We start from the raw sequence: 14,020 nt of genomic DNA, 5'->3' as shown, positions 1-14,020 counted from the left end.
TCGGATCGAAGGTCCACCATTCGATGGTCCGGCGGCCGATATTTGATCTCCATTCGCGATCTTGGCCGCCGGTCCATTTGCCTTCACCCGGTCGGGTGCTAATCGCTCGGCGCTCTCGCATGATCTTGCCGGAGTGGTTGACATTCGCCCTCCGACCTCACCATGCTGACAAGCGCGGCCGAATGTTCATGGGTCGGATGCAGGGGCGAGCCGCTCGAGTCGAGCCGCGAAATGTCCGGCAAAATCGAGGAAAGAAGAATCGCCGGTGCCGAATACGAACGTCGAAGAGACCGTTTTCGATCGCCTGGGGGATCTGCCGCAGGTCGCCGCTCTCGTCGACTGGACACTGCTCGAACTCGACAAGAAATCGGATTCGATCCACCTTTCCTTCACCGCACTGCCCGAGTTCACCAACCCGGCCGGCAACGTGCACGGTGGATTCATTGTCGCCATGCTCGACGAGTGCATGGGCTCGGCCATCGTCGGCCTCACCGATGCGGAATTCATGCCGGTTACCGTCTCCATGTCCACCGACTTCGTGAAACCGATTTCCGTGGGCCGGATCCTGGGTACGGGACAGATCACCTCGCGGGGCAACAGCTCGGCCTTTCTGGAGGCGAGGCTGACCGATACGGAAGGCCGGATCCTGGCCCGGGCGATCGGCACCTACCGGCTGCTCCCCTTCCCGAAGCCGCCGACGAAAACCCGTTAGTTCCCGTCTTCGTTCCCGTCTCCTTTTCCGTTTCCCTTCCCGCTCTCGGTTCCCGCTCCCGGTTCCGCTTTTCGTCATCGCTCTCGCACCGCGGCCGAACCCCACCTCGGCCGGATTGTCGCCACCACCGTCCGCCGGCACGCCGGAACGAATGGAGCACCGATCATGAGCAACTTCGACGACCTGCTTGCCGCCACGGAAGAGGACTACAAAGCCTCGATCGAAAAGAACGGGCTGATCGAGCTCGTGCTCGGGGGCGGGATGAAACGCGAACATTACGTGAGCTACCTGCGTGAGACATACCACATGGTGCGACACACTTCACGGATGTTGTCACTGGCCGGCGCGCGGCTCGGCGACGACTACCGGGACTTGCGCGACTGGTTCTTCGAGCAGGTCCAGGAAGAGAACAATCACGACCAATTCTGTATGAACGACCTGCGGAACCTCGGCGAGGACGTGGCGCAGGTGCTCGCCGTGCCGCCGAAACCCGGGTCCTGGGGACTGGTCTCGCAGAACTACTACATGGCCACGTACGGCAACCCCGTGGGCATCCTCGGCGTGGCCAGTCTGACCGAGGGCCTCGGCGCGGAACTGGGCAAGGCCATGGCACAGGTGCTCCGGGACCGGTACGGCCTCGAACGTAATCAGGTGACATTCATCAAGAGCCACGGCGGATTCGACGCCAAGCACATCGAAGACGTGAAGCGCGCGGTGAACGAGTTGTTGGTGAAGGATTCCGACATGGCCGACGTCATCCAGGGAAGGAGGATGACGATCCACTACTACAGTCGGATGTTCGACGATGTGCTGACCACTCCCATCGCGTCCTAGAGCCGAGGATTCGACGGGATGAGGAGCACACGGGAAGAGCGGCGGCCCGAGGAAGACGGAATTCCGACCGACCATGCGATGGCGACCTCACCGGTGGCGTTCGTGGCCGCACCGAAGGACGAATCCGTCCTGGCCGAGGTGCGGAAGTACCAGACCTGCATGATCACCGATACCCAGGAACGCGAAGAATATCGCGAATTCTTGGAGAAGGCGCTCAAGCCGCTCGGCATCTATCGGGATAAATTCCTTCCCGGCGTGGCGTCGAGTTGTTACAAGGTCACCTTCGACGGCCGCATGGCGGCCATCTTCAGGTTGACCCCGGCCGCGCCGGACTCGATCTATCACGAGGTGATACCGGGAGCCGCGGGCCGGCGGGTCATCGAGGTCAACAATGTCGCGATCGAACATTCCTTCAAGGGCGACCTCCTGCTCGGCATCATCATGCGCAACTGTGCGCTGCTTTCCCATGCCAAGGGCTTCGACTACGTCGCCGGGCTGATTCGGCACGAAATCCTGCCCATGTTCGTGGACTTCGGGACGATTCCGGTGCGTCACGCGCCCCTGCATCTCCTGGGCGACGAGACCATCTGCGACTACGTCACCTACTTCATGACCGACCGGAAAGAACACGTCGATTATGCGGTCTCCCGGAGCTACCACTATTTCCATCGGAAGGTCACCATGAAGAGAATCGCCGCCGACGTGGCCGAATCGACGTTGTGCCCGACCGATGCGCTCGGAGGCTGACGCCGTGCGCGAAGGCGAGCGGAAACCGCCGCCCCCGGCCCGGCTCACCGCGATGATCGTGCAGGTGCTGGCCGGAAAGGCGGTCCACGCGGCGGCCGAGTTGGGCATCCCCGACCTGCTCGCAGGGGGGCCGCGGAGCAGTGCCGAGTTGGCCGAACGCATCGGCGCGCACGGTCCGTCCCTGCACCGCCTGCTGCTGGCCCTGGCCGGGGTGGGGGTGCTGACCCCGGTCGGCGCGGACCGCTTCGAGCTGGCCGAGCTGGGGCAACCGCTGCGCACCGACGCGCCGGACTCGATCCGCGGGCTGATGCGGATGATGTGCGGCCCCGAAGTCTGGCGCAGTTGGGGCGAGTTGGTCGCCGGCGTGCGTACCGGCGAGCCGCCGTGGGAGCTGGCCCACGGCATGGGGTGGACCGAGTACTACGCGGCCCATCCCGACGCCGCCGAGACGTTCAACCTGGCCATGGCCGAGCACACCCGCGACGTGGCGCCCGAGGCGATCGCCGCCGCGGACCTGGGGCGGTTTCGTACCGTGGCCGACCTCGGCGGCGGCGACGGTACCCTCGTCGCGCACGTGTTGCGGGCCCATCCCGAGGTCGAGGGTGTGGTGTTCGACGTGCCCACCGGTCTGGCCGCCACCGCCGACACGCTCGCCGCCGCCGGGGTGGCGGCCCGGGCGCGGGTGGTGAGCGGGGACTTCTTCGACGCGGTGCCCTCGGGCTGCGACGCCTATCTGCTCAAGCAGATCCTGCACGACTGGGACGACAAGGAAGCCGGCGCCATCCTGCGCAACATCCGCGCGGTGATCCCCCCGGCGGGCCGGGTGTTCCTGCTGGAGCGCGCGCTGCCCGAGACGGTCACCCCCGGCAGCCGGTCCGAGGCCGCCGCGCTCCTGCTGGACCTGCACATGCTGGTCGCCACCGGTGGTCGCGAGCGTACCGAGGAGGAGTTTCGGCGCCTGTTGCACACCACGGGCTTCGCGACGACCCGGATCACCACACTCCCCCGCTTCGACTTCCGGGTGATCGAAGCGACTCCGGCCCGAGACTGAGAAGGGGGATCGATCATGTCCCGCACGACCGACCCGACCGGGCTCGACGGCGGCTCCGTCGACGGCAGGCTTGTCGACGGTGCCACGATCCTGGCCAACGCCCGGGCCGTGGCCCCGGTGCTGCGCGAGGAGGCCGACGCGAACGAGCGGGGACGCCGGCTCACCCCGCGGGCCGTCGACGCGCTGCGCTCGACCGGGGTGTTCCGCATGCCGATGCCCCGGGTCTGGGGCGGGCCCGAGGTGGACATCCGTACCCAGACCCGGATCGTGGAGGAGTTGTCCGCGGCCGACGGGGCGGCCGGGTGGTGCGCCATGATCGGCTCGGACGGCGGCTACTACAGCTCCGCGCTGGACGACGCCGTGGGCCGCAAGCTCTACCCCGACCTGGACACGATCACCGCGGGCTGGATCGTGCCGGCCGGTCGGCTCCACCGCGTCGACGGCGGCTATCGCCTGACCGGCCGCTGGCAGTTCGGCAGCGGCTGCACCCACGCCGATGTGATCATCGGCGGCGCGATCGTGTACGAGAACGGCGCTCCCGCGCACACCGACGACGGCCGGCCCGAGGCCCGGGTCGCCCTGCTGCGCGCCGAGCAGTTCGAGATCCTGGACACCTGGTACACCACCGGCCTGGCAGGCAGCGGCAGCCACGACTACCGGATCGACGACGTCTTCGTCCCGGCCGAGCAGACCTTCCGCTTCCGCGACCTGCGCGAACGCCGCCGCGAGGGGGTCCTGTACGCCTGGCCCGGCATGTTCTTCGCCAACCTCCCCGGGGTGCCGCTCGGCATCGCCCGGGCGGCGCTCGAGGCGGCCGAGGACCTGCTGGCCGACAAGATCGCGGTGCCCGAGATGCGCCCGGCCCGGGAGGACCCCCGGGTCCGGACCGGCATCGCCCAGGCGCACGCCATGGTCGGCGCGGCGCGCAGCCACCTGTACGACGTACTGGGCGAGCTGTGGTCGGCGCTGGAGCAGGGCACCGAACCGTCCTTGCGGCTGCGCGCGGCCCTGGTCGGCGGCTACATGCACACCATCCGGACCTGCCGCGACGCCGCCGGCGTGTTGTCCGACGTGGTCGGCAGCGCCTCGATCTACCGTGGTTGCCCGATCGAGCGCCACACGCGCGACCTCACCACGATCAGCCGGCACCTGATGGGCCAGCCCAAGATCATGGAGATGGCGGGCGCGATGTGGCTGGGCGTCGAGCGGGCCCTGACCAGGAACCCCCTGGCGGCCGAGGGGTTGATCTGACCGTGGACCCGACCACCGATCCGACCACGAAGGGACTGTCGTGACGTCGTTCCCGCTCTACTCCACCCCGGTGTCCACCGACACCTGGAACGTGCCGATGGCCGGGTCCGCCCGCTTCTCCTGGGAATACGACGGGGGTCGGGAGCGGCTGCTCGCGCTGTACCAAAAGGGCAAGGACAAGCAGTGGGACGCCCGGGACCGAATCGACTGGGACCTGGAGATCGACCCGATCAACGTGGCCGGCCTGCCCGACGAGTTCAACCCGCTGCACGGCTCCGACCTGTGGGGCCGGATGTCGCAGCGCGACCGCGACGAGGTGGACCGGCACCAGGGCTCCTGGCTGTTCAGCCAGTTCCTGCACGGCGAGCAGGGGGCGCTGACCGTCTCCGCGCGGATCGTGCAGTCGGTCCCGGACATGGACTCCAAGTTCTACGCCGCGACGCAGACCATGGACGAGGCGCGGCACGTGGAGCTGTTCGCCCGGTTCGTGCACGAGAAGATCGGCATGTACTACCCGGTCAACCAGGACCTGGCCAAGCTGCTGGCCGAGTCGCTGGAGGACAGCCGCTGGGACCTGCCCTACCTCGGCATGCAGGTACTGATCGAGGGCCTCGCACTCGCGGCCTTCGGCCTGTACCGGGACCTGGCCACCGCGCCGCTGGTCAAGCACCTGCTCGCCTACGTGATGCAGGACGAGGCCCGGCACGTGGCGTTCGGCCGCCTCGCGCTCAAGGACTACTACCGCGAACTGACCGACCGCGAGCGGGCCGAGCGTGAGGAGTTCGTGATCGAGGGCAGCCTGCTGATGCGCGACCGCTTCACCGGCCGCGAGGTGTTCGAAACGCTGGACATGCCGGTCGACGAGTGCATGGAGTGCGTCGAGTCGTCGGAGATGTTCCACCTCTACCGCTCGCACCTGTTCAGCCGCATCGTGCCGGTGGTCCGCGACATCGGCCTGTGGGGCGACGGCGTCCGCTCCGCCTACGAATCCATGGGCGTCCTGGACCACGCCAAGTCCGACCTCCTGGCCCTGATGCGCCAGGACGAGGAAATCGCCGACCAGTACGACGCGGCCCGAGCCGCCACCGACCTCGCCACCCGCAAGGCAGAGGTCGACGCGGCAATGGAACTGGGCGCGGAATAGCGGCGCGGGCGCGGCGTCCGCCGGTTCTCGCCGGGCCCACCGCCTCCGGCTACGGGCGCAGGCCGCGCTCGGGCCGGCCCGTCGGCCCGTCACGTCGTTCCGCGCCAACGCGTGCATCGGTGGTAGCCGGCCGGAAAGCCATGCCCGCTGTGTCTTGAATCGCTACCGTGAGTCCGGGATCCGACAGACCTCGGGAGTCCTCATGCAGCGTTCGAAGCCCCCACCCGCCAACCCTGCCCTGGTCAGTGCCCGCAAGCTCATGGGGCTCAACTCTCAACAACGATTCGCCGACGCCTTCGAGGCCAAAGCGTTGGAGTTCGGGTACCGACTCGGCGTCAGTGTCCGGCAGATTCGCCGTTGGGAGTCGGCGGAACCACCGTGGCCCACACCCGCCTGGAGCGCGCCAGGCGTCTTCTGGCGCTCGATCGCCCGACCTGCTTCGTCATCCCGGAGTCGGCGCTGCAACGTGCGGTCGGCGGATTGGCCACGCTCGCCGAGCAACTCGAACACCTCCTCGACCTCGCCGCGCGCTTCGAGTCGATGCGGATCCAGGTCCTGCCATCCAGTTCTCCCGTAGCGTCTTCGATTCCGCTTTATCTGTTGGAATCCTCGCCCGGCAAGATGGTGGCCTGGATCGACATGCGATCACGGTCGGCCCTGGTGACCGGCCCCGACGATACGGCCGAACTGCGGGTGCTGTTCGAGCGCTTGGAGGGGGCGGCGCTCGATCCGGCTGCCTCGCTCGAGTTGATCGACAGGAAAAGGCGGGAAGCATGCACGGCGATCGAGACCAACCTGTGAAGTGGCGGAAGTCCTCCTACACCAAGGAGGAGAACTGCGTCGAGGTGGCCACCTTCGGCGACCGGGCGATGGGCGTACGCGACAGCAAGCTCGCGGCTTCGCCGGTGGTTCCCCTCGGCACGGGGGCATGGGCATCGCTCGTGGCAGGGTTGCGCGCGCGGTAGCGGTCGAAACGACGGTGCGGGTCGGTGATCCGCACCGTCGTTCGCGTGTTCCACACGGTGGCCCGCCGGGTGTGGGTCAGCGGGCGCCGCGGATCAGGCGGCCCGGGCGGGCGCCGGTGTCTTGGCCGTTGCGGCGGGTCACCTCGCCGGCGACGATCGTGGCTATGTAGCCGGTGGCCTTTTGGAGCATGCGCCCGCCGCCGGCCGGGAGGTCGTGGACCATGCGGGGGCGGTGCAGGGTGAGGGTGTCCGGGTCGATCACGTTCAGGTCGGCGCGTTTGCCCTCGGCGATCACGCCCCGGTCGGTCAGGCCGTACAGCGCGGCGGTGTCCATCGTCTGCTTGCGGATCAGGAACTCCAGCGGCAGCCGCTCGCCGCGGATGCGGTCCCGGGCCCAGTGGGTGAGCAGGAACGTGGGCTGGGACGCGTCGCAGATCATCGAGCAGTGCGCGCCGCCGTCGGCCAGGCCGAACACGCTCGCCGGGTGGGTCAACATCTCCCGGATCGCCTCGTGGTCGCCGTCGGAGTAGTTGAACATCGGCACCATCAGCGTGGTCCGCGCGTCGTCGGCCAGTTGCAGGTCGTACAGCGTCGCCAACGGCTCCTCGCCGCGGGCCCGCGCGATCGCGACCACGGTGCGGTCCGGCAGCGGCTCGTAGTCCGGGACCGGGTCCATCGGATACATCCGGTCCAGCATGTACTGCATCGCCAGGTTGACCGAGTCGCCGGGGATGTTCGGGTCGCTCGGCAGGTCCGTCTCGGCCAGGATCGCCGCCTTGACCTCGGGCCGAGCCAGTTCGGCCGCGAACGCCGCGTCGTCCAGCTCGCCCGCCAGGCGGCGGTCGTCCAGCGCCCGGAAGGTCGGTCGTTTGCTGAACGCGTTGCGCGTGCCGAACCCGGTCAGCATCCCGAACGGGCGCCCCGCGATCTGCGGATGCAGTTGCGCGCCCGCCTCGTTCGCCGCCTGTGACTCGGCCATCAGCTCGCGCCACAACTGCGGCGCAGCGTTCACCTGGAGCAGCGCGAACGACACCGGCATGCCGATCTCGGCGGCGAGTCGGCGCATCCAGGCCACCTCGGAGGCGGGCTTGACGATGTCCTCGCCGGACGAGCCGGTCGGCGCCAGTTCGAACACGGCCCGCCCGCCCGCGGCCATCGCCCGGCCCAGGCCGAAGAGTTCGTCCTCCGTGGCGAAGGTGCCCGGCACCGGTTCGCCGCCCATCGCCTTGTGCGCGACGGTGCGCGAGGTGGAAAAGCCCAGCGCGCCGGCCTCGATCGCCTCGGTGACGATCGCCGCCATCGCGGCGATGTCCTCGGCCGTGGCCGGCTCGTTGCGCGCGCCCCGCTCGCCCATCGCGTACGCCCGGACCGCGCCGTGCGCGACCTGGACGCCGATGTCGGCGGCGAAGGTACGCCGCTCCAGCACGTCCAGGTATTCGGGGAAGGTCTCCCAGCCCCACGTCATGCCCTCGGCCAGCGCGGTGCCGGGGATGTCCTCGACGCCCTCCATCAACCGGATCAGCCAGTCCTCGCGACCCGGCCGCACCGGGGCGAAGCCGACCCCGCAGTTCCCGGACACCACCGTGGTCACCCCGTGCGAGGTGGACGGGTCGAGCACCTCGTCCCAGGTGGCCTGGCCGTCGTAGTGGGTGTGGATGTCCACGAAGCCCGGCGTGACCAGCCGGCCGGCCGCGTCGATCGTCTCGGTCGCGGCGCCGTCCAGGGCCGGATCGGGGCCGTCGTACCGACGCACCGCGACGATCAGGCCGTCCCGGATCCCGATGTCGCCGGCGAACCGATCCGCGCCGGTGCCGTCGACGATCGTGGCGTTGACGATCTTGAGGTCGTAGACGGGGGTCCCGACGTCGTGCACAGGAGTTTCGAGGTCGTTCACAGCAGCCTCCCCGGTAAGGTGGCCAGACCGTACGGCTGCGCATTGTGCGAGTCAAGATGCGCACTATGCGAAAAGATCACGGATTCCATCCGGTATGGTCCCGCCATGGCCCCACGCCCCTCGCCACAGACCGACCGACTCGTCTCGCTGATCGACGCGATCGCCGAACGGCCCGCCGAGGGGCTGACCCTGTCCGAGATCGCCCGGCACCTCGCGGTGACGCCCGCGACCTGCCATCCGATGCTGGCGAGCCTGACCTCACTGGGCTGGCTGATCCGCCACCCCACCCGGCGCACCTACCGGCTCGGCCCGGCCCTGGTCGCGGTCGGGCGCGCCGCCGCGCGCGGACTCGGCGTGCTCGACGTGGCCCGGCCGGTGATGCGCCGGCTGCGCGACGAGACCGGACTGACCTGCTTCGCGATGACCCCGGGGGAGCGGCACGTGGCCATCGCGGAGGTGGTGCGCGCACCGGGCGCGGAACCGCACCGGCCGCACATCGGCGCCCAGGCCCCGATCACCCCGCCGCTGGGCATCGGCTACGTGCCCTGGGCCGACGAGCAGACGGTCCGCCGCTGGCTGGACGAGGCCGACGGTCCCACCGCGCGGGCCCGGATGGAGCACGCCATCGACAACGCGCGGCGCGCCGGGTTCGCGATCGAGCTGGTCACCGACGTGGAGACCCGACTGGGCGAGACGCTGGGCGAGTTGGACGAGCACCTGGAGGGCCTGGATACGCTCGGCGCGGGCGCGTCGGCGGCCCGGCTGCGCACCCTGCTCGAGGAGATCGCGGCCGAGATCGGCGGCTCCGACGGCGGACAGATCGACGAGCTGGAGGCCGACCGGGACTACCGGGTGGGCGCGATCAGCGCGCCGGTGCACGCCCCGGACGGCGACCTCGTACTGATCCTGAGCCTGCGCGGCTTCGCGCCGCGCACCGACGGCCGCACCTTGGAACGCACCGGCCGACTGCTCGCGGAGGCGTCGGCCGAGGTGGCCGCCGCGCTGTGAAAACGCGAGCGCCGACCGCATCACGGTCGGCGCTCGCATCGCATGGCGCGGGTCAGTCCTTGTCCTTCGCGCGCCCTTCCGGGTTGTCCTGGTCGGGGCTGCGCAGGTCGTCCTCGCGGCGCTTGAGGTCTTCCTCCCAGCGCCGCAACATCTCGTCCTCGTCGGTGCCGGGCTTGGGCGCGTCGGCCGCCTTGCGGTCGCCCTTGGACAACGACGCCAGGAACTCGGGGTCGTCGTCGGGGGCCGTCTGCGGACCCCGGCCCCGGCCCGCGAACCGGCCGCCCCCGGAGCCGGAGACGTACTCGCTCCTGGGTCGGCCGGCGAAGAACCAGCCGATCGGACCGATGAAGACAGGCCAGAAGAGCAACAGGATGAAGACCCATGCGATCTTGGGCAGGCTGCGGACCTTGCGTTCATCGGTGGTCAGACAGTCGATGAACGCGTAGATCCCGACGGCCAGGGGCAGCAGCAACAGCAGAACCCTGATCATGTGGCGGTCTCCCAGGCAGGTACTCGGCGCTCGGTACTCGGACGCGTCTCCCATCCAGCGTAAACGGTCGACCCCATGAACACCGGATCGCTCACAACCCGGTGACCTTGCCCGACGCGTGCAGCTCGTACACCAGCGTCAACCGCCGCCGTTCGCCGGCCGACAGCGCCACGTCGTAGCGCACGATCCCCTGGTCGTCGACCGCGTCCGGGGCAGGCTCCGACAGGTCGCGGCGCACCTTGACCTCGACCGCCGACACCTCCGACACCGGCACCCGCTCGCGCAGCACCACCGTCCCGGGCGCCTCGGCACCCGGCGCCGCGATGTGCGAGACGAAGACCGTCACGGTACGGGTGATCACCGTGCGCCCGGTGAGCGCCGCCGTGCTGCGCGATTCGGTGACCTCGCGGACCACCCGGAAGTCGTCCTCGCTCCCGAACGGCAACCGCACCTCCTCGCCCGGCGCGGCGAAGTCGAGCTGCCCGCGTCCGACGTAGCCGCTGCCGCGCACCAGCTCCACCGGACCCGCGAGCAGCACGTGCCCCGCGTCGTTGGCGAACCGCACGACCTGGCTCACGTACTCCGACAACTCCGGCGCGCACGCGGCCTCGGGCGTGCAGTCGGCGGAGAACGTGGTCAGCCGGACCCGGTGCGGCCGGCCGTCGCCGGGCACCTCCACCGGTCCGGGCGCGGCCAGTACCCGGACCTCGCCGCCGTCGTCCACGCCGGGCAACTCGGCGGTGCCCGAGGAGCCGGCCGCGACCTTGCCGACCGCGGCGATGTCCTCCTCGCGCAGGTCCACCTCGACCTGCTTCTTCTCCTCCTGGGTGCGCTCGCGCAGGGTGAGCCGGTCCTCGACCAGGCTCGGCGGTCGCGCGGCCAGGGTCGGCCGCGCGGTGGACAGGGACAGCGCGACCCCGGACCAGTCCTCGCCGGTGCGCTGCCAGACCATGGCGTCGCACTCCAGCTCGATCGAGCCACGGTCGGGAGCCAGCGTCGCGCGGTAGGCCGGCCGCCACAGCGCGCAGGGCACCAGGTGCGTCACGCGCAGTTCGGCCGAACCCGCCCGATCCGCGTCGATGACCACCTCGACGGTCGCGGTCAACTCCTCCGGCGCCCGCTCGGCGAGGTCGAGGGCCGCTTGCGCGTCGCGCGACCGGCGGGTCAGCGCGCTCTTCTCCTCGGTCAGCGCGTGCAGGTCGGCGAACCGCTGCTCGGCCTCGGCGGAGAGCCGGTCGAGTTCGCCGGCCCAGCGCTGCGGATCGGTGGTCCCGTAGCCGGTGTGCTCGACGATCTCCCGGCGCAACTCGTGCTCGGCCTGCGTGATCAGCGCGAGTCGGCCGCGCAACCGCTCCTCGCGCCGCGTCAGTTCGGTGTCCTTGGTGCTCAACTCGTGGACGAGTCGGCGCAGGTCGGAGGCGTCCGGGCCCGGGCCATTCGCGGGTTCGGGGGTGTACGTGCGCCGCACCCGTGCGTCGATCGCGGTCGCGGTGCCGTCGTCGGCGACCACCTCGGCGCGCAGCGACCGGTCCACCGCGAGGGGGGTCACCGGCCCGATCAGGACCCGCTGTACCCCCTCGGTCAGGCCGATCCGGCCGGAGCGGGTCACCTGGGCCCGGTCCTCCAGGCAGGTCACCGCGGTGATCGGCAACGTCTCCGGCTTGGGCTCCGCCGGCGTGCCCTGCGTACGTGTGGGTCGAGCCGTCGGTTGCGTCGTCGGCCGAGCCATCGGCTGCGTCATCTCAAACCCTCCTGTTGCCGCCGACCACGGCCTTCGCCGCCGGGATCCGGATCTCGTAGCCGCCGGTCAGGTTCCTACGCTCGCCCGGGGCGAGTTCGACGTGCCACACCCGCGCGCCGGCGACGTGTCGTCCGTCGCGCAGCTCGGTGTCCTCGACCCAGCGCGGGGCGCCGTCGTGCTCCTCGATCCGCACGTCCTTGTCGTCGGTGACCGGGACCCGCTCCAGGATGTCGAGCCGGATCGGCCGGGCGAGGTGGTTGACCGCCTCCACCTCGATGCGGTGGTCGAGCACGACGGTGCCGCCGCGCAGGCCCGCGGTCGACTCGCGCATGTGCGCGTTGCGCGAGACCTGCACGCTCTCCACCACGCCCACCCCGACCCGCTCGCGCGCACCCGGCGCCAGCGTCGGCAGCGGCACGGTCATCAGGAACTCGCCCGCCACCGACACGTCGGCCGGCCCCGCGAGCAGCGCGTGGGGGGAGGCGTTGGCGAGTACGACGGTGCCGAACACCGCGTCGTCCAGGGCGGGTACACAGACGAACTCGGGGTCGAGGCCGATCTCGATCTCGCACACCGGGATGGTGTGCCACGCGCCGTCCGCCGCCACCTCGGCCGGGGCCGCCGTGTCGAAGCGGTAGTCGAACGACCCGGCCGCGTCGCGCGGCGCGAGCGCATGCTCGGGCAGCGTGAGCCGGGTGACCTCGTCGGCGCGCCGGCGGTACTCCGCAGCCACGCCGCCCGGTCCGGACGCCGCGGCGCGCAACCGGCCCCGGTCCTGCGGTTCGTCGTCGGCGCCGCGCAGTTCGAGCGCGGCGTAGTCGAGCAGGTCGGCGTCCGGCTCGGTCGGGGCAGGCGGGGCTTCGTCGGCGTCGACGAAGCGCGCGTCGACCTCGGCCATGGGCGCGAAACCGGACTCCTGGAACGCGGCGAAACCGGCGCCCCCATACGCGTCGCCCTCGGCCGCCGCGGCGGAGGCACCGCGGCGGAAGCGGCTGCGCGTGGCGGAGCGGGCGGCGGCCGGCGGGGGCGGGCCGCCGTAACCGCCGGGCGCGATCGGCGCGGCCACGGGCGTGGGGGTCGGGGCGGGCGGCGGCGCGGCCCGGTACACGATCGGGTCCTCGTCCTCCATGAGTTCGCTCGGCACGGCCCCTCCGGCCGCCGCCGCGGGTACGCCGTACGTCGGCCGCGGCCGCTCGGCCCGACTCGCGTCGTAGCCCGCGAACAGGTCGGCCAGGCCGGTCGGCGGCTCGCGCCACCCCGCGTGCGCGGGCGCGCTCTGCCGCCGGCCCAGCCGCAGCGACTTGAGCTCGGGCAGGTCGGAACCGCGGGCCAGGTCGGCGGTGGACAGCCCGAGCCGCACGTCGGACCAGTCCTCGCCGGTGCGCTGCGCGACGCAGGCCCGCATCACCAGCGTGCCGCCGGTCATCGCCTCGTCCAGGCGCAGTTGGTACATCGGCGCCCAGCGCGCGCCGGGCACGTGGTACTCCACCGCGAGTTCGACCGGGCCGGCCCCGCCGGTGTGCTCCAGGGTGACCACGGCGGTCCCGGACGCCTGGGCCCGCTCGGTCCGCGCGGCGCCGGACCCGGCGTTGAGCCGGAAGCGGTACACGTCCACGTCGCGCATCGCCTCGCGGATCTCCGCGTCGCAGGCGGTGATCCGCTCGTGCAGTGCCGCCGACCGCTCGTCGGCGAAAGCGGCCAGCTCCAACAGCGCGGACACCGGCGCGGTGCGCGGCGGGTCGCCGCGACGCACGGGCGGCGACACCGGCTCCAGGCCGGCGATCCGGCCCAGTTCGGCGTCCAGCCGGGCCCGCCGCTCGCGCACCGCCCGCAGCCGCGACTCCGCGGCCTCCAGGTCGCGCAGTACGTCCGGCAGATCCGCGTCGTCGACCACCTCGACGTCGACCACCGGCCGCACGTCGGTGACCCTTACGCCCGCACCGCCCCCGACCACGCGCGCCCGCAACCGGTCGCCGTACGCGGTCAACGGGAAGCCGGTCACCCGCACCCGTACCGGCCCCGATGCCTCCGCCGGCAGGTCCACCTCGCAATTTCGTACGCATACCGCCCCGACGGCGTGAACGACCACCGAACGCAATTCCGAAGCGACCGTGAGCATGTACCCCTCCCTGCCCGTCCCTGCCCGGCACGAAGGCACCAACGTAGCCCGAGCGGGCGGGTGC

General features: G+C 70.8%; 13 protein-coding genes. 9 read left to right on the top strand and 4 right to left on the bottom strand.

Going from position 1 to position 14,020, the window contains the following annotated elements; genetic code table 11:
* Positions 1-265: 265 nt before the first annotated feature.
* From ACFXKZ_RS12955 to ACFXKZ_RS12920, 8 genes are all read left to right on the top strand, one after another.
* Positions 266-712 (top strand): PaaI family thioesterase, encoded by a 447-nt coding sequence (locus tag ACFXKZ_RS12955; protein ID WP_379999528.1) that lies wholly within the window; start codon positions 266-268, stop codon positions 710-712.
* A 165-nt stretch (positions 713-877) separates the two neighbouring features.
* Positions 878-1,546 (top strand): iron-containing redox enzyme family protein, encoded by a 669-nt coding sequence (locus ACFXKZ_RS12950; protein WP_379999525.1) that lies wholly within the window; start codon positions 878-880, stop codon positions 1,544-1,546.
* 18 nt (positions 1,547-1,564) lie between these two features.
* Positions 1,565-2,293 (top strand): hypothetical protein, encoded by a 729-nt coding sequence (locus ACFXKZ_RS12945; protein WP_379999522.1) that lies wholly within the window; start codon positions 1,565-1,567, stop codon positions 2,291-2,293.
* A gap of 4 nt (positions 2,294-2,297) precedes the next feature.
* Positions 2,298-3,344 carry a methyltransferase gene (locus tag ACFXKZ_RS12940; RefSeq protein ID WP_379999519.1) on the top strand — a complete coding sequence of 349 codons (1,047 nt, stop codon included), beginning with the start codon at positions 2,298-2,300 and terminating at the stop codon, positions 3,342-3,344.
* Positions 3,345-3,359: 15 nt separating this feature from the next.
* Positions 3,360-4,595: an acyl-CoA dehydrogenase family protein gene (locus ACFXKZ_RS12935; RefSeq protein ID WP_379999517.1), complete on the top strand. Its 1,236-nt coding sequence runs from the start codon at positions 3,360-3,362 to the stop codon at positions 4,593-4,595.
* A gap of 40 nt (positions 4,596-4,635) precedes the next feature.
* Positions 4,636-5,739 carry a ferritin-like domain-containing protein gene (locus tag ACFXKZ_RS12930; RefSeq protein WP_379999515.1) on the top strand — a complete coding sequence of 368 codons (1,104 nt, stop codon included), beginning with the start codon at positions 4,636-4,638 and terminating at the stop codon, positions 5,737-5,739.
* A 378-nt stretch (positions 5,740-6,117) separates the two neighbouring features.
* Positions 6,118-6,540, top strand: coding sequence for a Scr1 family TA system antitoxin-like transcriptional regulator (locus ACFXKZ_RS12925; RefSeq protein WP_379999513.1), 423 nt, complete (start codon positions 6,118-6,120; stop codon positions 6,538-6,540).
* A complete protein-coding gene (locus ACFXKZ_RS12920; RefSeq protein ID WP_379999511.1) occupies positions 6,537-6,704 on the top strand; it encodes a DUF397 domain-containing protein in 168 nt (55 codons plus the stop codon). Before ACFXKZ_RS12925 ends, ACFXKZ_RS12920 begins: the two co-directional genes overlap by 4 nt.
* A gap of 76 nt (positions 6,705-6,780) precedes the next feature.
* Here ACFXKZ_RS12920 and ACFXKZ_RS12915 read toward each other — a convergent pair whose 3' ends face one another.
* Positions 6,781-8,598 (bottom strand): amidohydrolase family protein, encoded by a 1,818-nt coding sequence (locus tag ACFXKZ_RS12915; protein WP_379999509.1) that lies wholly within the window; start codon positions 8,596-8,598, stop codon positions 6,781-6,783.
* A 105-nt stretch (positions 8,599-8,703) separates the two neighbouring features.
* Between ACFXKZ_RS12915 and ACFXKZ_RS12910 the strand changes: the two genes are divergently transcribed.
* Positions 8,704-9,606 carry an IclR family transcriptional regulator gene (locus ACFXKZ_RS12910; protein ID WP_379999507.1) on the top strand — a complete coding sequence of 301 codons (903 nt, stop codon included), beginning with the start codon at positions 8,704-8,706 and terminating at the stop codon, positions 9,604-9,606.
* 52 nt (positions 9,607-9,658) lie between these two features.
* Here ACFXKZ_RS12910 and ACFXKZ_RS12905 read toward each other — a convergent pair whose 3' ends face one another.
* From ACFXKZ_RS12905 to ACFXKZ_RS12895, 3 genes are all read right to left on the bottom strand, one after another.
* Entirely contained in the window at positions 9,659-10,096 is a 438-nt protein-coding gene (locus ACFXKZ_RS12905) for a PLD nuclease N-terminal domain-containing protein (protein WP_379999505.1), read from the bottom strand.
* A 91-nt stretch (positions 10,097-10,187) separates the two neighbouring features.
* Complete coding sequence (locus ACFXKZ_RS12900) at positions 10,188-11,837, bottom strand: DUF4139 domain-containing protein (protein ID WP_379999503.1); 1,650 nt, start codon at positions 11,835-11,837, stop codon at positions 10,188-10,190.
* Position 11,838: 1 nt separating this feature from the next.
* Positions 11,839-13,956, bottom strand: coding sequence for a DUF4139 domain-containing protein (locus ACFXKZ_RS12895; protein ID WP_379999501.1), 2,118 nt, complete (start codon positions 13,954-13,956; stop codon positions 11,839-11,841).
* Between the last annotated feature and the right edge of the window lie 64 nt (positions 13,957-14,020).

Source organism: Embleya sp. NPDC059237, assembly GCF_042754105.1.
Taxonomy (GTDB): domain Bacteria; phylum Actinomycetota; class Actinomycetes; order Streptomycetales; family Streptomycetaceae; genus Embleya.
The sequence above is the reverse complement of the archived record's forward strand: the minus strand, read 5'-3'. Positions and strand labels throughout refer to the sequence as shown.